Source organism: Microbacterium sp. PAMC22086 (assembly GCF_019443525.1).
Lineage (GTDB): Bacteria > Actinomycetota > Actinomycetes > Actinomycetales > Microbacteriaceae > Microbacterium > Microbacterium maritypicum.
The window spans coordinates 2,828,833-2,851,929 of sequence record NZ_CP080380.1; the positions used below are offsets into that span (position 1 = coordinate 2,828,833).

General features: G+C 66.6%; 20 protein-coding genes and 1 tRNA gene. 12 read left to right on the forward strand and 9 right to left on the reverse strand.

The annotated features are described in order from the left end of the window. Positions 1-28: 28 nt before the first annotated feature. Positions 29-499: an A24 family peptidase gene (locus KY497_RS14035; RefSeq protein ID WP_141386208.1), complete on the reverse strand. Its 471-nt coding sequence runs from the start codon at positions 497-499 to the stop codon at positions 29-31. A 126-nt stretch (positions 500-625) separates the two neighbouring features. Here KY497_RS14035 and KY497_RS14040 point away from each other — a divergent pair, with 126 nt between their 5' ends. From KY497_RS14040 to KY497_RS14050, 3 genes are read left to right on the forward strand one after another with little or no spacing between them, the layout of a single operon-like run. Then, complete coding sequence (locus KY497_RS14040) at positions 626-1,414, forward strand: hypothetical protein (RefSeq protein WP_219869301.1); 789 nt, start codon at positions 626-628, stop codon at positions 1,412-1,414. Continuing rightward, the gene (locus tag KY497_RS14045) at positions 1,411-2,949 is read left to right on the forward strand and encodes a DNA polymerase Y family protein (protein WP_219869302.1); all 1,539 of its coding nucleotides are present in this window, start codon (positions 1,411-1,413) and stop codon (positions 2,947-2,949) included. The genes KY497_RS14040 and KY497_RS14045 overlap by 4 nt, the downstream gene beginning before the upstream one ends. After that, on the forward strand, positions 2,949-6,416 hold the full coding sequence (locus KY497_RS14050) for an error-prone DNA polymerase (protein WP_219869303.1): 3,468 nt from the start codon (positions 2,949-2,951) through the stop codon (positions 6,414-6,416). Before KY497_RS14045 ends, KY497_RS14050 begins: the two co-directional genes overlap by 1 nt. Positions 6,417-6,430: 14 nt before the next feature. On the opposite strand, the gene KY497_RS14055 is transcribed toward KY497_RS14050, so the two are convergent. The 3 genes from KY497_RS14055 to KY497_RS14065 form a co-directional block, all read right to left on the reverse strand. Then, positions 6,431-6,814: a hypothetical protein gene (locus KY497_RS14055; RefSeq protein ID WP_055867259.1), complete on the reverse strand. Its 384-nt coding sequence runs from the start codon at positions 6,812-6,814 to the stop codon at positions 6,431-6,433. 212 nt (positions 6,815-7,026) lie between these two features. After that, a complete protein-coding gene (locus tag KY497_RS14060; RefSeq protein ID WP_055867256.1) occupies positions 7,027-7,401 on the reverse strand; it encodes a DUF2255 family protein in 375 nt (124 codons plus the stop codon). Between the two features lie 33 nt (positions 7,402-7,434). Continuing rightward, positions 7,435-8,079: a TetR/AcrR family transcriptional regulator C-terminal domain-containing protein gene (locus KY497_RS14065; protein WP_219869304.1), complete on the reverse strand. Its 645-nt coding sequence runs from the start codon at positions 8,077-8,079 to the stop codon at positions 7,435-7,437. Positions 8,080-8,265: 186 nt separating this feature from the next. On the opposite strand from KY497_RS14065, the gene KY497_RS14070 reads away from it, so the two are divergent. From KY497_RS14070 to KY497_RS14085, 4 genes are all read left to right on the forward strand, one after another. Then, entirely contained in the window at positions 8,266-9,501 is a 1,236-nt protein-coding gene (locus tag KY497_RS14070; protein ID WP_219869305.1) for an MFS transporter, read from the forward strand. Beyond that, positions 9,498-11,087, forward strand: a complete 1,590-nt coding sequence (locus KY497_RS14075; RefSeq protein ID WP_219869306.1) for an amidohydrolase — start codon at positions 9,498-9,500, stop codon at positions 11,085-11,087. The genes KY497_RS14070 and KY497_RS14075 overlap by 4 nt, the downstream gene beginning before the upstream one ends. A gap of 128 nt (positions 11,088-11,215) precedes the next feature. Next, positions 11,216-12,343, forward strand: a complete 1,128-nt coding sequence (xerC, locus tag KY497_RS14080; protein WP_219869307.1) for a tyrosine recombinase XerC — start codon at positions 11,216-11,218, stop codon at positions 12,341-12,343. 323 nt (positions 12,344-12,666) lie between these two features. Beyond that, positions 12,667-13,170, forward strand: coding sequence for a hypothetical protein (locus KY497_RS14085; RefSeq protein WP_219869308.1), 504 nt, complete (start codon positions 12,667-12,669; stop codon positions 13,168-13,170). Positions 13,171-13,221: 51 nt separating this feature from the next. On the opposite strand, the gene KY497_RS14090 is transcribed toward KY497_RS14085, so the two are convergent. Then, positions 13,222-13,866 carry a hypothetical protein gene (locus KY497_RS14090; RefSeq protein ID WP_219869309.1) on the reverse strand — a complete coding sequence of 215 codons (645 nt, stop codon included), beginning with the start codon at positions 13,864-13,866 and terminating at the stop codon, positions 13,222-13,224. Positions 13,867-14,252: 386 nt separating this feature from the next. Here KY497_RS14090 and KY497_RS14095 point away from each other — a divergent pair, with 386 nt between their 5' ends. The 3 genes from KY497_RS14095 to istB all read left to right on the forward strand — a co-directional run bounded on the left by KY497_RS14095 (position 14,253) and on the right by istB (position 16,617). Beyond that, positions 14,253-14,411 carry a hypothetical protein gene (locus KY497_RS14095; RefSeq protein WP_219869310.1) on the forward strand — a complete coding sequence of 53 codons (159 nt, stop codon included), beginning with the start codon at positions 14,253-14,255 and terminating at the stop codon, positions 14,409-14,411. Positions 14,412-14,476: 65 nt separating this feature from the next. Beyond that, on the forward strand, positions 14,477-15,805 hold the full coding sequence (gene istA / locus KY497_RS14100) for an IS21 family transposase (protein ID WP_219869311.1): 1,329 nt from the start codon (positions 14,477-14,479) through the stop codon (positions 15,803-15,805). Beyond that, positions 15,802-16,617 carry an IS21-like element helper ATPase IstB gene (istB, locus tag KY497_RS14105; protein ID WP_219869312.1) on the forward strand — a complete coding sequence of 272 codons (816 nt, stop codon included), beginning with the start codon at positions 15,802-15,804 and terminating at the stop codon, positions 16,615-16,617. Before istA ends, istB begins: the two co-directional genes overlap by 4 nt. A 284-nt stretch (positions 16,618-16,901) precedes the next feature. Here istB and KY497_RS14110 read toward each other — a convergent pair. Continuing rightward, a tRNA-Pro gene (locus KY497_RS14110) sits at positions 16,902-16,978 on the reverse strand. 390 nt (positions 16,979-17,368) lie between these two features. Between KY497_RS14110 and KY497_RS14115 the strand changes: the two genes are divergently transcribed. Together KY497_RS14115 and KY497_RS14120 are read left to right on the forward strand one after the other, a co-directional pair. Continuing rightward, a complete protein-coding gene (locus KY497_RS14115; protein ID WP_219869313.1) occupies positions 17,369-18,634 on the forward strand; it encodes a helix-turn-helix domain-containing protein in 1,266 nt (421 codons plus the stop codon). 68 nt (positions 18,635-18,702) lie between these two features. Further along, positions 18,703-19,470, forward strand: coding sequence for a hypothetical protein (locus KY497_RS14120; protein WP_219869314.1), 768 nt, complete (start codon positions 18,703-18,705; stop codon positions 19,468-19,470). A 206-nt stretch (positions 19,471-19,676) separates the two neighbouring features. On the opposite strand, the gene KY497_RS14125 is transcribed toward KY497_RS14120, so the two are convergent. The 3 genes from KY497_RS14125 to KY497_RS14135 are packed head-to-tail and all read right to left on the reverse strand — an operon-like array spanning position 19,677 to position 23,094. After that, positions 19,677-21,008, reverse strand: a complete 1,332-nt coding sequence (locus tag KY497_RS14125; RefSeq protein ID WP_219869315.1) for an ATP-dependent endonuclease — start codon at positions 21,006-21,008, stop codon at positions 19,677-19,679. Further along, positions 21,005-22,117 (reverse strand): DUF262 domain-containing protein, encoded by a 1,113-nt coding sequence (locus tag KY497_RS14130; protein WP_258185712.1) that lies wholly within the window; start codon positions 22,115-22,117, stop codon positions 21,005-21,007. Before KY497_RS14130 ends, KY497_RS14125 begins: the two co-directional genes overlap by 4 nt. A gap of 47 nt (positions 22,118-22,164) precedes the next feature. Further along, positions 22,165-23,094, reverse strand: a complete 930-nt coding sequence (locus KY497_RS14135) for a hypothetical protein (protein ID WP_219869317.1) — start codon at positions 23,092-23,094, stop codon at positions 22,165-22,167. Between the last annotated feature and the right edge of the window lie 3 nt (positions 23,095-23,097).

Here is a 23,097-nt window from a genome sequence, read left to right on the forward strand (position 1 = left end):
TCGCGGTATCGGTGCGAGGCAGGCGGAATCAACCGAGGACGACACCGAGAAGGGCGCCGGCGATCATCCAGGGACCGAAGGCGATGCGGGTGGAGCCATTCGCTCTCCGCAGCAGGATGAGCACGAGCGCGTAGAGCGCTCCCAGCACGAAGGCCGCGGCCGCCCCGATCGCGAGTGCCTGCCAGCCGTGCCAGGCCAGCACCAGCCCGATGACGGCGGCGAGCTTCACGTCTCCGCCTCCCATCCCCGCACGGCTGAGCGCCCGCAGCACCGCATAGAAGCTCCCGAGGATCACCATTCCCAGCAGGGCACGAACGAGCGGCGCCCCCTGCCCCGTGGCCAGGGTGTCGACGGCGACGAGCGCGAGCAGGCAGCCGAGCGTCGACAGCACGATCCTGTTTGGGAGGCGATGCGTGCGGGCGTCGATCACGATGAGCCACGCGCCGACGCCGATCAGTGCGGCGTGCACGAGGGCGATGAGGGCGAGCCGGATGTCCATCCCCGCAGGTTAGGAGATCGGCGGACCTCGCTCCGACTCCCTGTGGAGAACCCCTGGCCGATGTCCGATGTCCGAACTATCGTCATTCACACGGGTTGTTATATTAGAATATATCTTCGAGAAAGGATGCAGGTGATCGGGCTCGATGCAATCGCCTCGCTCTCTCCGGCGGGCGACTCCCGCGCGGGAGAAGTGCTGCGCCTGCGTCGCGAGATCAACCGGATGCAACGACGGCGCAGCGAACATGCGCTGCTCCCCCTCGACCCCGCCTTCACCGCGCTCCTTCCGGAGGAGGGACTGCAGACCGGCACCTCCTACACCGTCTCCCCCTCGCCGAGCCTCGTCCTCGCACTGCTCAGCGCCGCATCGCAGAAGGGGCTGTGGTGCGCCGTGGTGGGCATGCCGACCCTCGGCGTCGAAGCCGCCGCCGCTTTCGGCATCGACCTCGCACGCCTGATCCTCGTCCCCACCCCCGGAGACCGCTGGTTGGCGGCGACCTCCGCCCTGGCCGAGGTCGTGCCCCTGATCGTCGTGGCCCCCGGCGCCCGCGCACGAGACGCGGATGTCGCTCGGCTGAGCGCGCGCCTGCGCGACCGCGGGTGCACGCTCCTGGTCACCGAGTCTCCCGTCACCGAACGCTGGCCGCAGAGCGAGGGGACGATACGCCTGCACGATCCGCACTGGCACGGCCTCGGCGCCGGCTGGGGGCTGCTCTCCGACTGCACGGTGACGGTGACGGCGCAGACGCGGCACAGCCCCCGCCCGTCGAGCGTGCGGGTGCAGCTGCCGGGAGGACACGGGGCCGTCGAGGCCGTCGGGGTCGAGCTCGCTGCACTGCCCGCACGACCGGCGGAGTCCGTCGCCTCACGCGAATCCGCACCACCGGAGCTCCTGCGATGGGCGGAAGCCGGATGAGCAGCCCGCTCCGCGTGCTCGTGCTGTGGTTCCCGGATTGGCCGATGCGGGCCGTCCTCGGCAGCGCGCCCCCGCATCCGCCCACCGCCCTGGTGCAGGCCAACACGATCGTCGCCTGCACCGCCTCCGCCAGAGAGCATGGTGTGCGCACCGGTCAGCGCCGCCGGGTCGCGCAGGGCCACCTCTCCTCGCTGCGTGTGCTCTCCCACGACCCCGAACGAGACGAACGCGCCTTCCTGCCGGTGCTGCACCTGATCGAGAAGCACGCCCCCGGGGTCACGCTGCTGCGCCCCGGGCTCGCGATCCTCCGCGCCAGGGGCATCTCCCGCTATCACGGAGGAGAGGCGGAGGCCGCGGAAGCACTCACCGCCGTTCTGACGGAGGCCGGCTTCCCCGAGGTGCGCGTGGGTGTGGCCGATGGCCCGTTCACGGCCGAGATCGCCGCACGGGGCCCCGTGCCCTGCACGGTCGTGCCGCCAGGGGGCTCACGGGAGTTCCTGGCACCGTACCCCGTGCAGGTGCTGCGCGACGAGCAGGTCACCGGCCTCCTCGTGCGGCTCGGAGTGCGCACTCTCGGCGAGTTCACCGCTCTCGCACCGCTCGATGTGCGCGATCGTTTCGGCGAGCACGGTGCGCGTCTGCAGGCACTCGCCGCCGGCGCCGACTCCCGGCCGCTGACACCGCGCCCTCCCGACCCTGAGCTGGTGCGCAGTATCGAGTTCGACTCCCCGCTGGGCGGAACCGATCAGGTGGCGTTCGCCGTGCGTCAGACGGCGGATGCGGTGCTGCTCGCTCTCGGTGACGCCTCGCTCGTCTGCACGGAGGTGCGGATCGACCTGACCGACGACAACGGGGCGGTCTTCTCGCGGTCCTGGCTGCATCCGACCTGCTTCGACGCCTCCGACCTCGTCGACCGGGTGCGCTGGCAGTTGGAGGCGCTGGCCGCGCAGTCCGCGAAGGATCCGGTCGACGAGGCACGAGCGTTCGGCGGCATCGTGGCGGTGCGCATCGTCCCGGCCGCCGTCGACGATGCCGCGCACCACCAGCCCGGCCTCTTCGGATCCGGCACCGATGAACGCCTGCACCATGCGGTCTCGCGCGTGCAGACCATGCTCGGTCACCAGGGCGTGGTCACAGCCGCTGTGGCGGGCGGCCGCTGGCTCGCCGATCGCCAGGTGCTCACGCCCTGGGGAGAGCGCACGGTACCCCCGCGCGACCCCGGATCCCCATGGCCCGGGAGCCTTCCCGACCCGCTGCCCGCCGAGGTGTTCCTGCCCCCGCGCCCCATCGGGGTGCTCGCCGCGGATGAGAGCACCATCAGCGTCGATGAGCGCGGGGCTCTCTCGGGCGAGCCCGCCCGCATCGACGGGGCCGCCGTACAGGCCTGGGCCGGACCCTGGCCTGTGCATGAAAGGCGCTGGACCTCCGGCGGCGGGAAGCGAGGGCATCGCCTCCAGATCATCGACGCCCACGACCGCGCATGGCTGGTCTTCCACACCGGCGAGCGCTGGTGGGCCGAGGGGAGGTATCGCTGATGGGCTGGCACAATCCGCCCCTGTCCTGGAACGACCTGGAGCGCACCCTCAGTGGCGAGGAGTCACCCCCGTCGCCTCCTCCCGCCGCCGAGCCCCGGGGGCAGCGGACAGACGCAGGGCCGGTGAGCCATCGCCGCAAGCGCACCCCTCCCGTCGCCGTCCCCCGTCCCGAGAGCGCGGTCCCCTATGCCGAGCTGCACGCTCATTCGTCGTACTCGTTCCTCGACGGCGCATCGTCCCCCGAAGACCTCCTCGCCGAGGCCGATCGCCTCGGGCTGACCGCTCTCGCCCTCACCGATCACGACGGCTTCTACGGCGCCGCGCGCTTCGCCGAGGTGGCTGATCTCATGGAGAGCCCGCTGCAGACGGTGTTCGGGGCAGAGCTGTCGCTCGACCTGCCCGCGCCGCAACGAGGCTCCGCCGACCCCGCCGGCGAGCATCTGCTGGTCCTCGCCCGAGGCATGGAGGGCTATCACCGGCTCTCGGGGGCCATCACCGCGGCACAGCTGCGCGGCGGTGAGAAGGGACGCCCGGTGTACGACCTCGACGATCTCGCCGCGCGTGCAGACGGGCACTGGACGATCCTGACCGGATGCCGCAAAGGTGCCGTGCGCCGCGGGCTCGAGGCGGGAGACGCGCGCGCCCCGTTGCGGTCGCTCGTCGATCTGTTCGGGAGCGACCACGTCGTCGTCGAGCTCTTCGACCATGGTGATCCCCTGGACACCCGTCGCAACGACGCCCTCGCCGAGCTCGCCGGACGGATGCGACTGCCGGTGGTCGCGACCAACAACGTCCATTACGCCACCCCTGCGCAGGCGTCGCTCGCCGAAGCCGTGGCCGCGGTCCGCGCGGTGCGCAGCATGGACGAGCTCGACGGCTGGCTGCCTGCGCACGGGGGCGCGCATCTGCGCAGCGGTGCCGAGATGTCGGCGCGCTTCTCACGCCACCCCGGAGCGATCTCGTACGGGCTCGAGCTGGCCGCGGCGTCCGCCTTCCCCCTGCGCCTGGCGCGACCGGCACTGCCTCAGCAGAAGGTGCCGGCGGGGCACACACCGATGACGTGGCTGCGCCACCTGGTCTGGGAGGCCGTGCCGTCGAAGTACCCGCGACTGGACGACGACGGTCGCCACCGGATCGCCCGCGAGCTCGACGTGATCGAGGAGAAGGATTTCCCCGGGTACTTCCTCATCGTGCACGGCATCGTCACCGAGGCGCGCAGACGCGGCATCCTCTGCCAGGGGCGGGGGTCAGCTGCGGCGAGCGCGGTCTGCTACCTGCTGGGGATCACCGCGGTCGACCCGATCCTCTACCGCCTGCCGTTCGAGAGGTTCCTCGCGACCACGCGGACCGAGGAGCCCGACATCGACGTCGACTTCGACTCCGATCGCCGCGAGGAGATCATCCAGTGGGTGTATGCCGAGTACGGCAGGGAACGTGCGGCCCAGGTAGCCAACGTCATCCAGTACCGTCCGAAGAACGCGGTGCGCGACATGGCAAGAGCGCTCGGCCACTCCCCCGGTCAGCAGGACGCCTGGTCCCGTCAGGTCGATGGCTGGGGCGCCGGACTGGAACCCGTCGAGGGGCACGACATCCCCGAGAAGGTGCTCGCCTATGCCGGTGAACTGTTGAAGGCCCCCCGGCATCTCGGCATCCACTCCGGCGGCATGGTGCTCACCGCCCGTCCCGTCGGCGAGGTCGTGCCTGTGGAGCACGCCCGTATGGAGAACCGCACGGTCATCCAGTGGGACAAGGACGACTCGGCCTTCATGGGCCTGGTGAAGTTCGATCTGCTGGGGCTCGGGATGCTCGCCGCCCTTCAGCACTGCTTCGATCTGATCCGGGAGAGCACGGGCGAGGAGTGGACGCTCGAGACCATCCCCAAGGAGGAGCCGGCGGTCTACGACATGCTCTGCCGTGCGGATTCGATCGGGGTCTTCCAGGTGGAGTCGCGCGCGCAGATCGGGCTGCTCCCCCGCCTGCAGCCCCGGGCCTTCTACGACCTCGCCATCCAGATCGCCCTCATCCGCCCCGGCCCCATCCAGGGCGGCGCGGTGCATCCGTTCGTGCGGCGGAAGATGGCCAAGGATCGCATCGACGAGGAGAACCGGGAACGGGCGACTCGCGGTGAGGCGCCGGTGGAGTTCGCGATCCCCTACCCGCACAGCGATCTGGAGGACATCCTCAAGCGCACGCTGGGCATTCCGATCTTCCAGGAGCAGCTCATCCAGATGGCGACGGCGATCGGCGATTGCACGGCCGATGAGGCCGACCTGCTGCGTCGTGCCATGGGATCCAAACGCGGCCTGGAGAAGATCGAGAAAGTCAGGGACAAGCTGTACGCGGGGATGGCCAGGCGCGGCCTGGTGGATGAGGCCGCCGATCGCATCTACGCGCAGATCCAGGCGTTCTCCAATTTCGGATTCGCCGAATCGCACTCCCTGTCGTTCGCTCTCCTCGTCTACGCCAGCTCCTGGGTGAAGCTGCACTACCCCGCAGCGTTCCTCGCCGGCCTCCTGCGCTCACAGCCGATGGGCTTCTACTCCGCAGCGACCCTCACCGCGGATGCGCGGCGGCATGGGGTCGAGGTCCGACGTCCCGATCTGCACGTCTCGGGGGCGACGGAGACCCTGGAGCCGCTCGTCGACGGCGCCCCGCGAAGGCCGACGGGTCGGGACGGGTGCACCGCCGACCTGCAGCCGCCCGCGCTCCGCTTCGATCGGGATGCGCCGGACGAATCGGCCGCGCACCGCAGGGACGGGAACTCCGCGGTACGGCTGGGGCTCAGCGGCATCCGTGGGATCGGTGTGCCGATGGCGGAGAGGATCGTCGCCGAACGGGATGCGAACGGCCGGTACCGGGATCTGAACGACCTGGTGCGGCGAACGGATGCCACCGCCGCACACGTGGAGGCTCTGGCCACCGCCGGCGCTTTCGACTGTCTGGGCCTGGAGCGTCGCGAGGCCATCTGGCTGGCCGGTGCGGCGGCAGACGACCGCTCCCGGTTCCTGCCGGGGACGACGGTCGCCGTGCAGCCTCCGCTGTTCGCCGACCAGACCAGCTACGAGCGCCTCTCCGCCGACCTGTGGGCGACCGGTGTGTCGACCGACGATCATCCGATGGCGCACTTCCGCGAACAGCTGCGCGCCCGCGGTGTGCTGACGGCAGTCGACCTGCGCGGGCACGAGGTGGGTCGACGCATCGAGGTCGCCGGTCTCGTCACCCATCGTCAGCGACCGGCGACGGCCGCCGGGATCACCTTCGTGAACCTCGAGGACGAGAGCGGCCTGGTGAACATCGTCTGCTCCGCCGGGGTGTGGAACCGCTACCGCCGCGTCGCCAGGGATTCACCGGCGCTCATCATCCGCGGCATCCTGGAGCGATCCGCCGAGGGCGTGATCAATGTGCTCGCCGATGGCTTCGAAGACCTGCGCACTGGTCTCACGCACCGCTCCAGGGACTTCCGTTGAGGAGGACCCACGACTCACCAGAAGCGCTCTGACTCCTCCATCGGAGGACGGTCGACTCCACCCCATCTGTCGGCTTCGGCCTTCGCAGCATCGGCAGCCGCGTCGGCTTCGCGCAGAGCGACCTTGGCGCCGGTCGGGCCGGGCCCGAGGGGATCGACGAGCAGCGTGGTGTGCGCGCCTGCGTCCCCCATCGTCACGGTGCACCGCAGGACTCGCCCGATCCAGCGGGAGAAGTCGCCGCTCGGGTCTTCTGCACGTCGGTAGCGGATCCCCGTGTCGAGGTCGACGAGGGTGAGGACCACCGGTTCATCGGTGAGCGGATCGGCCTGCTCCGTCACCTCGATGCGGTGGCCGTGAGCGATGGCGACCTGAGCGGAGAGCACGAGCAGTCTGTCCATGAGTCCACCCTAGGCACGCCCGTCAGGAAGACAACACTGGGGAATCAGCCGTGAGCGCAGCGAGATCTTCGCCGCCTCCCCTACCGTCCGGGAAGGACGGTGGGCCCTCTCGACGGCACCGTCTGGGGCGGGTCATCGAGAGGGCCATTCTCCCCGGTGGGCCTGTCGGGCCACGACCCGCCGAGCAGAGCCCTGTCGAGCAGAGTTCCGATTCAGTCGAGCGGGATGACCTCGAGCGTGTTGGACCGCACCGGCTCCTGACCCATCTCGGGAGCGTACGGGCTGGGCGTGTACTTGCGGAGATACTCGGCATCGATCGCGGAGTTGATCGCCTCGTCGGTGATCCGCTCGAAGCGGACGTCCTTGGTGACGCCACCCGCCGAGACGCGGCCGCGCAGACTGGCGAGAGCCGGGGCGTACCACTTTCCCTCGAGCCCCGTGTAGGAGCGGACGAAGAGTCGCCCGTCGACCGCGACCGCCCAGATCCCCACCGTCTTCGGCGTCGTCCCGTCTTCGAGCTGCGCGGAGAGATCGAACATCTCCGGCTCGGCGATGCGCGCGAGCTCCTCAGTGTTCCAGGTCGTCATGAGTCCTTCTCGGTCGATACGGCAGAGTGCATGCTACGTCAGATCGCGCCCGGCCTCACGATCGACCGCGGGTGGGGCATCGATGAGACGCATGCGCAGCGAATCGAGGAGAAGACCGACGCCGAGTTCGAACGTGCGATCCGACCGGGCGGTCCCCCGTTCCGCGCCGTCGATGAGGCAACCGAGCGTGCGGGTCGGGCCGCCGGGCTGCCAGACCTCGTCGGGAGATGCGAGATCGAGACCGAATCCGATCGCGAAGGCGTCGATCACCGCGATGACCGAGAGCACCTCGTCATCGGGGAATCCTCCGTCGACGAGCACGGAGGCGAGGTCGTCGTATGCGGCGATGACCGCCGGGTGCGTGATCGTCTTGCCCACGAGCAGCGGCACGAGCTGCGGATGATCCGCGTACATTCGACGCTGGGTGCGCAGCACGGTGAGCACGAACTCCTCCCAGTGCTCCCCCTGCCATTGGATGCGGTAGCCCTCCATGAGCTGTCCGCGCATGAGTTCGAGGATCCCCTCCATGCCGTCGACATGGTTGTAGAGCGACGACGGCCGCACTCCGAGCTCGCGAGCGATGGCGTTGACCCCGAACGGCTCGCCTGCTCTGGCCAGCGCGAGGCCCGCGGAACCGATGATCTCCGGGGAAAGAAGCGGTGAGGAGGGCCTCGGCATCGGAAGCTCGCTTTCTCCGGATGACCGGATCGTGAAATTCGGGGTTCCGCGGAAACCCTCTCCTGTGCATAATAATGAACACCATTCGTTTACGAACACCATTCGTTTACGACGTCGTGCCCCATCCGATGCACGTTCGCCGACTTCCCCTCCGCGCACAATGCCGTGCCGACTCCCTGGAGCCCCATGACAACTCTCGATCTCCGCACGCGAATCCCCCTCCGATTCCCGACAGCGACGGCGACCTTCGCCGTCGGGATCGCGGGATACCTCGGCGTCAACCTGTCGCCCTACATGATCACCGCCGCGCAGACGGGGCTGGGCCTCGACATCCTCGCCGCCAGCTGGCTCGTCACCGCGACGCTCCTGCTCACGGCGGTGACGGGCCTGGCGATCGCCCCCCTGTGCGCCGGCGTGCATCGCCGGGCCGTCGCACGCGCGGGCCTCGGTCTCGCCGTGGTGGGTTTCACGATCGCGGCCCTCGCGCCCGCCGCCATGCTTCCGGGACTCCTCCTCGGCGGGGCCGGAGCCGGTGGCGCGGTCGCCGCGTCCGGCGCGGCGCTCGCCGCCTTCCGCAACCCGGACAGGGTCGCCGGCTTCAACGGGCTCGCGAACCGCGGCATCATCACGGTGGTACTCGCCGTGATCCCCCTGATCGGCCTCGCTCCGATCGATGTCTTCGGCGCCCTCGCGCTGTTCAACCTGATCGGACTCGTCGCCTCGGCGTGGCTCCCCGCCGCGCCGGTCGTCGCTCCACAGGCGGGAGCGGCCGTCGCCGAGGCGATGCCGATCGAGATCCCCCCGACCGGGACGATCCGCACCTCTCCCGCCCGTTCGCGCACCGTCACCCTCGCCGGCTTCGGGCTCCTCCTCGTGTTCGCACTCTGGGCGGCCAGCGAGGATTCGCTCTGGGCGATGGCAGGCATCATGGGCGCGGAGCAGGCCGGTTTGACACCCGAGGGACTCGGCATCGCGCTCAGCGGCGCCACGGCCGGCGGACTGCTCGGCTCACTGCTGCTGATGATCGTCGGAGCGCGCTTCGGGCGTGCCGTCCCCCTCGTGATCCTGCTGATCGCCGGCGGCGCCCTCAAGATCGTGGAAGGGTTCGTCACCGACCCCACCACCTTCATCGTGGTGTTCATCGTCTGGAACTCCGTGTATGCGATCGCGTTCATGTACTTCGTGTCGACATCGGCGGCGCTCGACGCCGACGGCCGCTGGTCGGGCCCTCTGCTCGCCGTCTACCTCGTCGGTTCGGCACTCACTCCCGTCATCGGCGCCGCGCTCGTCGGCGCTCTCGGATACCAGGGCTTCGCGATCGCTCTCGGCGTCGCGAGTTTCGTCCTGGCCGTGCCCGCCGGGGCGATCGCCCTCGTATCGACGCGTCTGGAACGCATGACCGCACAGGAGATCGACGCATGACCCGCACCCTTTACCGCAACGGCCGCATCTTCACCGGCGACGAGTCGCGCTGGGCGGACTCCCTCGTCGTCGACGGCGAGGAGTTCATCCACGTCGGCACCGAGGACTCCGCGCCGCCCGCCGACGCCGCGATCGACCTGGGAGGTCGCATCGTCCTTCCCGGCTTCACCGACGCGCACACCCACCTGCTCATGATGGGCGAGGCGCTCGGACAGGTCGGACTCACCGATGCGCACTCGCTCGAAGAGATCCAGCGCCGACTGCTCGCCGCGCGACGCACAGCGCCCGGCATGCTGCGCGGACGCGGCTGGCTGTTCGACGCGATCCCCGGGGGTGAGCCGACCGCGGCCATGATCGATGAGGTCGTCGCCGACATCCCGGTCTACCTCGATGCGAACGACTACCACTCCTGCTGGGTGAACACGGCGGCCCTCGCCGAGCTGGGAATCACAAGAGACACCCCCGACCCGATCGGTGGACGCATCGCGCGCGACGCGCTCGGCGAGCCGACGGGGATGCTGTACGAGACGGCCGCGCAGCTGCACGCGTGGGCTCATCGTGACGCGACCACGACCGATGCCCAGCGGGACGCGGCGGTCGAGCGGGTCGTGTCCGCCTATCTCGCCGCCGGTGTGACCGGCGTTGTGGACATGGCTTTCGACGAGCTCGGGCTCGCCGCGCTCGGTCGAGCGGCCGAGCGCGATCGGCTCCCACTGCGCATCGCCGCGCACTGGTTCGTCGCGAACACCGGAGACGACGCCGCGAACCTCGCACAGGTCAGACAGGCATCAGCCCACGCTTCGGGAACGACGGCGGGGGTACGGGTGCTCGGGATCAAGCTCGTGCTCGACGGCACGATCGACGCGTGCACGGCGGCCATGTGCGCCCCCTATGCCGATGGCACCAACGCCGAGCCGATCTGGCCTGCCGAACGACTGCTGCCGGTCGTCGCGGCGGCCGATGCCGCGGGACTGCAGATCGCGATGCACGCGATCGGCGACGCGGCGAGCGCGCTCGCCCTCGATGCGATCGAGCATGCCATCTCCGTGAACGGCGAGCGCGCGCGCCGTCACCGGATCGAGCACCTCGAGTTCGCGGCGGCAGGGACGGCGGAGCGGATGGCGCGGCTGGGGGTGACGGCATCCATGCAACCCGTGCACGCCGACCCCGCGATCTTCGCCAACTGGGCGGCACAGGTCGGCGACGAGCGCGCTGACCGCGCATTCGCCTGGTCGGAATACGAGGAGGCCGGTGCGCTTCTCGCCTTCTCGACCGATGCACCGACAGCGCCGCACGAGGCCCTCGCCAACATGTACGTCGCGGCCACCCGTGCCTCGGCTCTGGCTCCGGGTACACCGGCGGTTCACCCGGAACAGGCCCTCCCTCTCGAGCGAGCCATCGCGCACGCCACTCGGGATGCGGCGGCGTCGATCGGCGATGGGAGCTGGCGCGGTCGCATCGCGGTCGGCCACGCGGCAGACTTCGCCGTTCTCGACGTCGACCCGTTCGCGGCGGAACCGGCGACCCTGCTCACGACCCGAGTGGTCCGGACCGTGATCGCGGGCCGTACGGTGCACGAGGCCTAGCGCTCGGCAGCCCCTCACACTCCGGCGGCGCGTTACGCCAGCGCGTCACGCAGGGCAAGGAGATGAGCGCGGCTGCGCGCTGATGCAGCTGATTCATCACGGTCGGCGATCGCTTCCACCTGCTCGGCATGGGCGTCGTGGTCGGCATCGTCGCCGAACTCGCGACGGAGGCGGAGCATCTCGATCATGGACTCGCGGCGAAGACGCAGCACGATCAGGGCGAGTTCGTCGAGACGAGTCGCGTGCGGTTCGCGCAGTGGCTCGACGAGTGGCTGGCCGGACGCGAGCAGCGCGGCGATATCAAGCGGTCGACGCTCGACAACTACCGGCGCTACGTCGCTCAGGACATCGCGCCGAGCGCGCTCGGGCGGCTGCGGCTGACCGACATCAAGCGACCCGACGTGCGGCGGTTCGTCGACACGCTCGTCGCCGCTGGGCGCGGCGCGACTACGGTGCGACGCATCATCGCCGTCGTGCAGGGCGCGCTTACCGCTGCGATGCGCGACGACATTATCGCGGCGAACCCTGCTCGCGGCGTGCGTCTGCCGACCGTAGACGCGCACGAGTTCGAGCCTTGGACGCCCGTGCAGGTCGGGGCGTTTCTCGATCGAGCAGCGCAGCGCCGTCTCGGCGCGCTGTTCGAAGTCGCCATGATGACCGGGCTGCGACGTGCCGAACTCGTCGGGCTGCGCTGGGGCGACCTCGATCTCGCGCGACGTGAACTCACGGTGCGCAGCACGCGCGTCCAGGCGAGCGGTGAGATCGTCGAGAACTCGCCGAAGACGAGCGCCGGGCGTCGCGTCGTGCAACTCGACGACGCCGCTGTCGGCGCACTCGTCGCCTGGCAGATCACGCAGGATGGAGAGCGCTCAGACTGGGATGCCGCCTGGCTCGGCTCGGGCTACGTCTTCACGTACGAGAACGGCGAGCCGCTGCGCCCTCAGTACGTGACGCGCCTGTTCGACTCGCTACGTCGTGACGTCGCGCTGCCCGCGATGACGCTGCACGGGCTGCGACACATGCACGCGTCGCTGCTGCTCGCGAGCGGTGCCGACATCGCACTCGTGTCGAAGCGGCTCGGTCACTCGTCGATCTCGGTCACGAGCGACATCTACACGCACCTGATTGGCGACGCCGCTCGACGTGCTGCGGAGAGCGCCTCAGCGCTCGTTCCGCGAGCAACTGCACAACGAGTGCACAACCACGGCATGAAGGCGGATACGACAGAGGCTCGGAACCTCGCGGCTTCCGCGTGATTCCGAGCCTCTATATGGTGGGCTGTTGGCACAACTTGCTGTGGCGCCGTAGAGCATGGAGCACTCCGCTAGCCTTTCCTGCGCGGGTGCTTCCGTTTTCCTGTGACGTGACCTTGCCGTCGAACGACGCACTCAGCACATGTATCCGAGCCCTTGGGCAAGGACTGGGACTTGAGCGGGCCGAAGAAGTACCTCATAAAAGGCCCATCACTTCTCACATGGGTACGAGCGCAGCCGCTCGCCACCGCGGTCGTCGATGACGAGAGGGTCGCCGCGGCCACCGTGCGGCGCACCTCGTAGCTACGTGTCGCTACTCTCTGGGCATGGAGTATCTCTTCGTAGGCGGCCCTTTCGACGGCCGAACCGTCTCGCTGTCGCGCATGCCCGGATACGAGGTCGACACGAGGGCTGGCGTCCCCACGCTTCGCTGGCTCGACGGGCCCGTGTACACACTGACTGGTGGTCCGTTCGAGGGCCACCAGCTCCCTTTTCTCCCCGCCGGGTACGAGGAAGCCCCAGACTCCGGCGTAGGCATCTGGACGATGAAGGAGCTGTCGTACAACTTCCCGTACTCAGCGGACCAGATCTACCCGTCGCTGGGAGAGCGCTACTGCTCCTCATGCGGTGTCGGCTCCCGGTGGCAGCCGATGAGCGAGCTCACCCTCGTCATTCACCCCGTGACTGGAACGGATGGGCACTATCGGTTCTACTGTCCGAGCCATGTTCCGAATATCGAGTGGAACGCAGGACGCCAGGATCGCCGACTAGCGTGCCCGGAGTGTGCGACACTCATGCCAATGTCCGGCGTCTGCGACTTCTGCGGCTGAGCTTAGCCTCGCCCACGGCTCGTGGTTGGTGAGGATCTGTATCGCTAAAAGCTACTGCAGGGTAGATACTGCTACTCCGCTCAAGATGATGACGACAATCATCAAGACGGTCGCGACCAACGCAATGACGCCAGCGACAAACGAGACGGTGGCCCTCAACCGGTTGCTGCGAGTCGTTCCGACTACGGCGAGCGCGAAAGCAGCGGCGGTGAACAGTGCCGCCCACCACAGGGAAGGGATCACCGCTGCCATCGACGACTGGCCGTACACCCCGGACCCCCTGGATCGGTCGTCAGCGATGAAGAACCCTATCGACATTGCCACCCAGGCGCTCAGCAGCAACACGTAGGCCGCGATGACGTGGGGCCAGCCGCCGCCAATGGCGATGTCCTCCACCTCGCGCGTGGACATTGTTTGCAGCGATTCCTTCGTGACTGTGCCCTTCGGCGGGGCAGCTGTCGCCTGAGGTGGCGCCGACGGCAGCGTGGATCTCTGTGGCGCGCTTCGTGCCGGTGGCGCTGATCGCTCCGCGTTCTTCCGTTTCCACTGCTCGTAGACGTTGCGGAGCAGCGCGCTGTCCCCCGCGATCTTTTCGGCGGCCGCGTTAGGGACACTCAGGCCCAGCAGCGGGCGGATGTCGTGGTCCGCGAACGCGCGAGTGAAGCCCTCCATGTCAAGGTCACTGCCGAAGCTCATGGGCTGATAGTAGCGGGCACGGGCGATGTCTCTTCCCGGAGTGTGGAACGGTGAACCGACGGACACCAGCGGATAGCCCCGTCGAGCGGCCGGCGCTGGCCGGCTTCCGGTCGAATGTTGCCGGATCCGCTCACCTGATGCAGGCGCGCGGTACTCATCGGCTTCGGTCGCCGCTCGCGCCGCCGACGACTGCAGAACGGCAGGGGTGTACCCCGCGGCACCCCGGGGCAATGACTGGGATCTGAGCGGGCCGAAGATGTACCCAATCTAGGCACGCAGTACTCACCGAGGCGCGTTACGTACTGGCGGTAGTTAACGAGCCGCAGTCACCAGATGATCGACGGTAACCCGCGTTCGACCGGAACAAGGCCCAGTACTCTCTGTTTATGCAGATCGATATTGAGGGCCCCGCAGGATTTCGGCGCGCCGTCGCCGTCATCCAGAAGCGCAAGCTGAAGGTATCGTTCCTGCCTGTGACGGCGCTCACTGAAATTCCTCAGTTCTGCTCATCGAGATTCCTCACCCTGGGTCGCTCCGCCGCATGAGGCGGGCCTTCCTCGATGCTGGTGGTCTCTGACCACACACCAGCCCGAGGAAGGCCCTGTTTCTCATGCTCTCAGAGAGGAGCAGCGTGGACATCCACGCTCTGAAACGGCAGGGGTTCACGATCAGCGAGATCGCCCGCCGCACGAACCATGACCGCAAGACCATCCGCGCGTATTTGAACGGCGAACGCGAGCCGGGCGTGCGTGCGCGCGCCGTCCCGGATCCGTTCGACGAGTTCGTCGACTACGTCACCGCAAGGCTGGCTGAGGACCCGCACCTGTGGGCGGTGACGCTGCTCGACGAGTTGCATCCGCTCGGGTTCGAGGGGTCGTATCCGACGCTGACGCGTCAGATCCGCGCCCGCGGGCTGAGGCCGGTCTGCACCGCGTGCGCGCACGTGACCAAACGGGCGAACGCGGTCATCGAGCACCCGCCTGGGGAGGAGACCCAGTTCGACTGGGTCGAGATGCCCGACCCGCCAGAGCAGTGGGGCTTCGGACGCAAGACCGCCTATGTCCTGGTCGGCTCTCTTGCGCACTCCGGGGTCTGGCGGGGCGTGATCTCCCCATCGATGGACACCCCTCACTTGCTGGCCGCGATGACGACTCTACTGGCCCTGCTGGGCGGGCTCACGAGGGTCTGGCGGTTCGACCGGATGCGGACCGTCCTGGACCACCGCACCGGCGATCTGGTCCCGCAGTTCGCCGCGTTCGCGAAGCATCACGGCGTGACCACAGTGGTCTGCCGGCCCCGCTCAGGCAACCGGAAAGGCGTGGTCGAGAAGAACAACCACACCGCCGCGCAACGCTGGTGGCGCACCCTGCCCGACGAACTCACGCTCGAGCAGGCGCAGGGCAGCTTGAACACCTTCGCCGCAGGTCAGGACGACCGGCGGCGGGAGGGCGAGCTCGGGGCAACGACCGCGTCCGCGCTGTTCATGAACGAGCGGCTCAGACCGCTACCCACGATGGTGTTCCCGGTGATCGTGACCGAGGAACGCACTGCGACCCGGCAGGCGCTGATCGACTGGCGCGGGAACCGCTACTCCGTCCCGCCCGAACTGGCCGCCGCGAAGGTCACCGTGTCCCAGCGGCTCGGCGCCGACAGCATCGATATCGCCACCCTCTCAGGCGCGGTGATCGCCCGTCACCGCCTCGCGCAACCCGGGCTCGGGATCACGGTCCGCGACACCGGACATGTCACCGCGCTCGAAGCCATCGCAATGGCCTCCGCCCCGCCAGGACGTCCGCACCGCCGCAAGGAACGCATCCCACCTGGTGCTGCCGCCCGGCAGGCCGCCGCCGTTCTCACCGGCACCGCAGCACCCTCCACGACCGTGATCAGCCTGGCCGCTTACGAGCAGGCCGCGAAGAACAGGAACACCCTCCGATGACCACCACCACGGCCGCCCCGGCAACCTCGGCCAGCATCTATCAGCAGCTGCGCGGCCACCTCACCGACCTCAAGCTCGCCGACGCCGCAGACGCGCTCCCGTCCGTCCTCGACCAGGCCCAAGCCGGGGGCTGGTCGCTGACACAAGCCCTCGAGCATCTGCTGCGAGTCGAGGTCACCGCGACCGACGCGCGGCGCCTGGCCGGCCGGTTCCGGTTCGCGAACCTTCCCACCGGGCAGACCCTCGACGACTTCGACCTCGATGCTGCCGGCGGCATCGACCAGTCCCTGCTTGCAGAGCTGGGCACCTGCCGATTCGTCGACACCGCCACCAACGTGCTCCTGATCGGCCCGCCCGGCGTCGGCAAGACACACATCGCAACCGGCCTCGGCCACGCCGCCGTCACGGCCGGCTACCGGGTCTACTTCACCTCCGCAGCCGATCTCGCCGCCCGTTGCCACCGCGCCGCAATCGAGGGCAAATGGTCCACGATGATGCGATTCTTCGCCGGCCCCACCCTGCTCATCATCGACGAGCTCGGCTACCTGCCACTGCCCGGCGAGGCCGCGTCCGCCCTGTTCCAGGTCATCAACCAGCGCTACCTGAAAACCTCCATCGTGATCACCACGAACCGGCCCGTCGGAGCCTGGGGCGAGATCCTCGGCGACACCACCGTCGCCGCCGCGATGCTCGACCGACTCCTACACCGATCCGTCGTCATCACCCTCGACGGAGCGTCCTACCGCCTCCGCAACCACCACGCAGCAGCAGACGAACTCCGCCGCATCACCACCGGCACCAACCTGCGCTAACCTTGCCCCGCGACCCGAGGAATTCCGATGAGCAACTCTGGGGAAATTCGCTGAGCGCCATCAAGCATCCGCAACGCCCGCTCACGCATCTCCGGCGAATACTTCCTGTTCATCGTGTTCCATCCTTGCTTGAAGAACGGAACGAAAGTCAGGCCGATTCAGATCCAACTATCTGAACCGGAATCCAGCGCCGCAGACATGAAAAAGGGAAGGGCACCTGCTCGATGCAGGTGCCCTTCCCTTTTCTCTAGCTGTTCTGCAATCAGTATTGCCAACAGCCCTTGTGGTCGGGCTGACAGGATTTGAACCTGCGACCCCTTGACCCCCAGTCAAGTGCGCTACCAAGCTGCGCCACAGCCCGTGGCATTGTTTTTCAGTTGTTCGGGCCGACCGAAGAGTGGTAAACCACTTAACCCCCAGGTAGACGGTTTGGCCAGATCCCTTGATTTTCCGGACCTTCCTGCCCCACCGAAGGCCTCATTTCACGTCATGGATTGCATGATTTGCATGCATCAGGTCCCAGCTAGGTCCCGGCTCTTGGTAGCCTTTCGCGTCTTCAGCGAGGATTTCCGTGGAGTTTGCGAGGAGCTTTGCACGCAGGCTCCGCTCACGGCGAGGTGTGATGTCGCGAGCTCGGTTTCATGGGACTCCCGCGTCGTGGATGCTCCCAACGCCGGAGCTCGTCCCACACGTTCCGTATTTCGTCGCAGCCCCGAAGCTCGCGTCTCCACGGATCCCTATGCTGAGGCTCATGCTGCATACGTCGCTGCACCGCGCCCTTGGTGAGAATCCTGGTGACCTCACCGACCAAATGATCGACGATGCTGTCGCCCAAGGCATCGAGGAAGCTGACGATCTGGACTGGAAGAAGACCCTCCCCGCGGAGAAGGATTTCCGGGATTCCGACATCGTCAAGGACATCGCAGCGTTCGCCAACGCCGGCGGTGGCGTCATCGTCTTTGGTGTCACAGAGACCAATAGGGCCGCGACCGGTCGGAACGACGCGGGCGAGCTTAGTGAGGGCTATGAGCGCACCATCCGGAAGGTGAGTATGGCCGCGATCACTCCCCCGGTATTCGGTGTCCAGGCCTTCGTCATCCCATCGACGACGGGCACCCGAGCTGTCGCGCTCGTAATCCCCGCGAGTCCGGATGCCCCTCACCTGGTGTTCCGCAACGACACGTTTGGGGCACCGCTTCGGACCGGCGCGGACACCCTCTGGATGAACGAGCGACAACTCGAAATGGCATACCGCTCGCGCTTCGACGGGGCACGACGCGGGGAGGAAGCGCTGCAGCAACTCTACGAGGATATGGCGGCCGCGGTCGGCGCCGACGAGCACGCCGTCCTCGTCGGCGCTGCACGACCCCGCACTCGACGACCCCGCGTTGAGCCCAGGCACGAGGTAACCAGTGTCTTCTACCAAGCGTCTATGGTGGCCCGATGGTGGCTTTCCGGGAACTCCCCCTACGGGCCCCTCGAAGACGTGAATCTGTATCAAGCTCGACCGGCAATGGACGGGCACTACCTCCCACCCAAGGACCCCGGCGACTACCGTGAGGCCCACGCGGCGATCTACGACAACGGCTCAATAGGGTTGTCCTGGCGCGCAGGCGGCCACATGCACGAGCACACCGGCAAACCGTATGGGCCCCACCAGATCCCAACCATCGCGATCGAGGGCTTCGCGGCCGCGCTCATCGCGCTCGTACATGCCGTCGCCTCCGAGACCTCCGTTGGCGACTACGAGATTTTCCTCGGCGTCGAACTCAACAGCGCAGATGGCAAACGGCCCGAGTTTCTCGAGCGGAACGCAGCACCGCCGGCGGGCGTACACCGCACGATCAGCGGCCGATTCCGACCCCTGCACACCATCGTTGACCCCTCAGCAAACGACACCACCTTCATCCGCGCCGCCGTCGACATCGCAACGTCGGCCCTCAACCAGATCGGGATCAAGAAGCCCACGATCCTCGACACCATGCTCCCGCCAAGACCGCGCGACTGGACTTGGTGACGCCGCTACTCTGACCGAGCCTTCGCTACTCTTCGTGTGAGCGGAGATAGCCAAGGCAGGAGAAGGACATGGGCACCAGCGACGACGAGCGTGCGTTTCTGGATGAGGTCTCTCTGGCGAGCGACAAAGAGGTCTGCTTCTTGCCCACCGCAACGGCTGACGCAGTCGCGCTCCTCGGCGCCATCCGCGACTCTGGTTCGTGGGTTGGAAGCGACCGTCCGGACTTCCACTCGGAGGCGCACGAGCTGGCGATAGAGGTGATGCGTGTCGACGATCATCCGAGAGTCGGCAAGGTCACCAACCCGACACTTGCACGAGAGAGAAAGATCGAGCGCGAGGTCCGAGAGGCAGTCCCATCAATCGGGCACGACGTGAGAGTCGTTGTCACCGCGGACACCGGGCTATCGAGTGAGGAAGACCACAACTTCGACGCGTACCGTCAAGCCTTCTCTCGGATCGTGGTCGGGCACTCCCAAAAGGTCGAGGCATATCGAGAACATCATCCCGAATACGCTTTGGCCATGCTCATCCGCGACGAGTCTTCTGCTTATGCGCAGGCAGAGCGCCCCGCGGGAGCCCCTGCGGAAGGTGAGACGATCGTCGGACAGCCTCATTACTGGTTTCTTGACGCGTACTTCACACGGATCATCGCGACGTCAAAGGCGGACTTCGTTATCTGGTCCACCCCTTACAAGCATGCGTGGCATGTCGACGCCTTCGGCAGACGCGTAAAGATGCACCTGCCCACCTTGGCAATTTACGACGTCGCAGCCATGTCCGGATGGGACGATCCGTTCATCTACGAGACGAACCGCATGATCAGCGTAGAACGATGAACCGGATTCGGCGCTTTCCCCTGCGCCGTGCTGCCGAGGCCCAGACGGCACTCGGGATGGTGGATCAGCCTACGTCGTTCCGGGCGTTCGATAACCGCGTCGCCGATGCTGGAGACGGCTCCGGCCCGGGGGACCACGACGGCGGGTTCGGGGCGGACTCGCACCTCGCCGGGGATAGGCGCAACACGTAGCTCTGCTCGGCCGGGTTACACGCCAGCTCGGACCAGCGCGGCAAAAGTAGCCGACTCGTCTCCATGCGTCTGCGCCCAAGATGTAGCGAGCACCGTCAGAACGTGCGGTCTGCCGTACGCCTCACCCAGCCGATTCACCCAGTCATGGGCGTCCTCTCCCTCAAGATCGTCGAGCTTGCGCTGAAGCTCCGCAACATCGACGCGTAGGGCGTCGGCAAGCGCGGCCGGATCATCCTTTAGCGTTCGGAAGAGCTCGTCCGGATCGACGCTGCCTGGCAGAAAATGAAGCGGCCAGCGACCCGCAATTGGCGCGTCGGACATCTCTCCCCTTTGATCACCATCGGGCACGACGGCGAACGCCAGCTCGGGCTCGGGAGGCCGAGGCAGGCTGCTGCGGAGGGGAGTCATGTAACCATTGCCGTCCCCCCAAACGAGCGAAGTGGCCTTGGAGAGCCCACGATCGCCATGATCGAGCAAGGCACGACAGAGGTACCAGGCCGACTCATCCTCGACAAACAGAACTCGCTCTATCGGCGGTCTCGCCAGCAAAGTGTCGGCGATAGTCGGGTCGTCTTGAGAATGGAACGCGTCTGTCGAACCGCCAGCACCCATGCGCAGAAGCAGAAACGCGCCATGATCTACCGCCGACGCGATCATCTCCTCCGAATGCGTCGAAATGACCATACGCCAGCTGCGCTTCTGGCAGATTGCCAGTAGCCGTGAGAGAAGGCGTTCGACACCGACCGGTGGTAGGTATGCGTCTGGCTCGTCGAGAAGCAAGACGAGGTTCTTGCGGTCCTTGAACTGCTCGAGGATCCAGAGCAGGAAGTGGACCGAAAACTCGCCGAGACCCATCTCGAGCGCGTCGTACTCGATCCCTGCATACCTCACCGTGAAGTACGGAGTCAGCGGATCATCGCCGGTATCGCCGCCCCACCGGAACTTCGCCGCGATCTCGTCACCCTCCGGACCAACGTCGAGCGCGTACCAGTCGACCGACTCGTAATCGCGACCGACCACCCTTCGCACGTCGTCGAGCCTCTTGTCGTCAGGGCCGAGTCTGCCAAGCTCGTCCTTCATTTCCTCCAGATTCTTGAGCGATCTGAGAACGATGAGCGCTTGTTCGCAGAGATGATGAAGATCCAGGTAGAGCCCGTCGTCTCCGAGGTTCAAGGCAATTGAGCGGAGCAATCGCGACTTGCCCGATCCGTTTCGTCCACCAAGAACGGTGCATGGGCGGGAAAGGTCGATGGCACCTACGGCGCCAATGGTGAACAGGTTCGGCGTCGCTCCACCATGAGCCGCCTGGAGTTCGCGCCAGACGAGCAGCTCCTTCGCTCGTCTCATGCGGACGCGTCCCGATCAACGATCGGGTTCCCCCAGTCGGACTGCTCGATGAACGCCGAAACGGAGCCCTGGACGTAATTGGTCGGACTCTCCTGAAGTTGGCGGAGCAGGCTGTTCGAGTCGCGCTTGGGCAACGTGCCGAACTCGTGTTCCGACACCAGGTGAATCACGAGGTCACGAATCAGAACAGACGACACGTCGGTCACGCGGTACGACGCGCGATCGTCATAGAGCGCCGCGAGCGGGCCCAGGAAGTCGGTGCTGTGATCCTCGCGCGCCTCAAGACGCAGTTCCTCAAATCGCGCAAGAAGGTCGTCGGGTATCGGCCCGGTATCAGCGGGAGCCCACGCGCAGTACACCAGCCACGTCTGCAAAGTCCCCTTGTTGAATCGGACTCGTATCGGTGTCCGATCGATAAGTTCAAGCAGTCGAGCAGCAGCGGATCGGACACCTGAGATCGTTGTCTCGGCGAACGCACCACTTCGGTATTGCGCTTCGACCACGTTGTTATTGATGTGCCGCCGCATGTCGTCAAGCTCCAGCGCCACGCATGCTCGCGCGATCACGTCGTCGTAGGCGAGCCGACTGTTACTGAAGCCGATGCGCTCCTTCGTCAGGAGGCCGCTCACCTTGAGTTCTTCGACCAGCTCCTTGACTTGATCTCGCGCTTCGCCGTGCAGGGCGTTCCGCTTCTCAGGCGGGGTGAGGTTGTACGACTGATTTAGCCTGAAGAAGAGCTCGTTCGGTTCCTGCGGCTCATAGTCATCCAACTTGATCACGGAGATCGAGAAGCTGTTCACCGCGCGACGAACGTCGGCCGGGAGCTTTTCGTACGTCAGGCCGTCGAGACGCTGTATTCGCTCATCAGGAGGCTCCGTAGAGCCGTTCACCTTGATCTTGTTCGCGAAGAAGTCACGGATCGCGGCCAGCCTCTGCTGTCCGTCCAGCACCACGTCTTCGCCCTCTGAATCCACAACAATGTGGATGGCGGGCACGTACCAATCGCGCAGGACGGTGTCGATCAACCGTTGACGCCGCGGGGTATCCCAAATCTCGTCGCGCTGAAAGTCCGGCTGGAGATCAAGCTCACCATCCCGAATGCGTCGCACCAGCGACTCAAGGTCAGGGTCTGACTTTGTAAGCCTCACAGGTCTCCTTAGAAGAGTGCCGACGCGTCGATGTCATCAATCTTGGAAGCTTCGGCGGCAAACGAACTCGGAATGACCGGCTCCGGCACCCGGTTGTTGTGCGATTCCATGACATCCGAGATCTCCGCGGCGATCAGGTCAAGCACGTTGTCGAGGCTTGTCACACGCTCCGAGACCCCTCGCGAGATCGATGCAGCCACGTAGCCGTCCCCTGCGGCGTTCTTCATGAATCCGTAAATCCCAACGCCGTCGAGGTAAGTCGCGGTTAAGGCTTGGGCATCCTGGATCATTCTGCCGAATTCATCGGGCGTCGACAGTCGAGCTGCCCATAGCGTATACACAAGCGGCGGAGCCTTACGGCGCCACTGGTCCCAGTGCTGAATTCGGGTGTTCTCTTGCTGCCGATACAGCTTCAGGTCCGTGGCCTGGAACTTCAGCTCCTTACGACGGTTGCTCCAGTCGGCACGTCCCTTTCGATCTGGCGTGGTCCCAAAGCCCGGAGCGCCGGTCAGCTTCGCCTCGCAACAGATCAGCGGATCTTGCAGAGCCTTGCCGGGGCGTGCTGGCCAGGCGATGTCGATCTGGTGCAACTGCGAGAAGCCCTGCACATTACTCCGGGAGGCGAGCGGACTCGAGGTCTTGTTGCTCAGGATGAGCGTGATGATCTCCGAAAAGAAGTTGCCCTTGCTGCGGTAGATACCTTCGCCGCCTTCGGAACCCTTCTTGAGCTTGCTACCAGACTGCGCCCGAGGAGTGACCTGCTCGACGCGGTAGGTATCGATAGTCCAGAGCAGATCCAAGAAGTCCGCCTCGACCTCTCTAAAACTCTTGATCATCTGATTCTGAATGCGATCGCGGAGGGCCTCGACCTTGTCCCATGGGTTACCAACGAGGGCTTCTACACGCGCTTGATCAGCGGGGTCAACAGATGAGGCCATAGG

Bases quoted from the DNA above. Each gene is read 5' to 3' on its own strand.
- KY497_RS14125 (WP_219869315.1), bottom strand. From the start codon at position 21,008: ATGAGACGAGCGAAGGAGCTGCTCGTCTGGCGCGAACTCCAGGCGGCT.
- KY497_RS14045 (WP_219869302.1), top strand. From the start codon at position 1,411: ATGAGCAGCCCGCTCCGCGTGCTCGTGCTGTGGTTCCCGGATTGGCCG.
- xerC (WP_219869307.1), top strand. From the start codon at position 11,216: ATGGGCGTCGTGGTCGGCATCGTCGCCGAACTCGCGACGGAGGCGGAG.
- KY497_RS14115 (WP_219869313.1), top strand. From the start codon at position 17,369: ATGCTGCATACGTCGCTGCACCGCGCCCTTGGTGAGAATCCTGGTGAC.
- KY497_RS14095 (WP_219869310.1), top strand. From the start codon at position 14,253: ATGCAGATCGATATTGAGGGCCCCGCAGGATTTCGGCGCGCCGTCGCC.
- KY497_RS14085 (WP_219869308.1), top strand. From the start codon at position 12,667: ATGGAGTATCTCTTCGTAGGCGGCCCTTTCGACGGCCGAACCGTCTCG.
- KY497_RS14050 (WP_219869303.1), top strand. From the start codon at position 2,949: ATGGGCTGGCACAATCCGCCCCTGTCCTGGAACGACCTGGAGCGCACC.
- KY497_RS14120 (WP_219869314.1), top strand. From the start codon at position 18,703: ATGGGCACCAGCGACGACGAGCGTGCGTTTCTGGATGAGGTCTCTCTG.
- KY497_RS14070 (WP_219869305.1), top strand. From the start codon at position 8,266: ATGACAACTCTCGATCTCCGCACGCGAATCCCCCTCCGATTCCCGACA.
- KY497_RS14060 (WP_055867256.1), bottom strand. From the start codon at position 7,401: ATGACGACCTGGAACACTGAGGAGCTCGCGCGCATCGCCGAGCCGGAG.
- KY497_RS14040 (WP_219869301.1), top strand. From the start codon at position 626: ATGCAGGTGATCGGGCTCGATGCAATCGCCTCGCTCTCTCCGGCGGGC.
- KY497_RS14065 (WP_219869304.1), bottom strand. From the start codon at position 8,079: ATGCCGAGGCCCTCCTCACCGCTTCTTTCCCCGGAGATCATCGGTTCC.
- istA (WP_219869311.1), top strand. From the start codon at position 14,477: ATGCTCTCAGAGAGGAGCAGCGTGGACATCCACGCTCTGAAACGGCAG.
- KY497_RS14075 (WP_219869306.1), top strand. From the start codon at position 9,498: ATGACCCGCACCCTTTACCGCAACGGCCGCATCTTCACCGGCGACGAG.
- istB (WP_219869312.1), top strand. From the start codon at position 15,802: ATGACCACCACCACGGCCGCCCCGGCAACCTCGGCCAGCATCTATCAG.
- KY497_RS14035 (WP_141386208.1), bottom strand. From the start codon at position 499: ATGGACATCCGGCTCGCCCTCATCGCCCTCGTGCACGCCGCACTGATC.
- KY497_RS14090 (WP_219869309.1), bottom strand. From the start codon at position 13,866: ATGAGCTTCGGCAGTGACCTTGACATGGAGGGCTTCACTCGCGCGTTC.
- KY497_RS14055 (WP_055867259.1), bottom strand. From the start codon at position 6,814: ATGGACAGACTGCTCGTGCTCTCCGCTCAGGTCGCCATCGCTCACGGC.
- KY497_RS14135 (WP_219869317.1), bottom strand. From the start codon at position 23,094: ATGGCCTCATCTGTTGACCCCGCTGATCAAGCGCGTGTAGAAGCCCTC.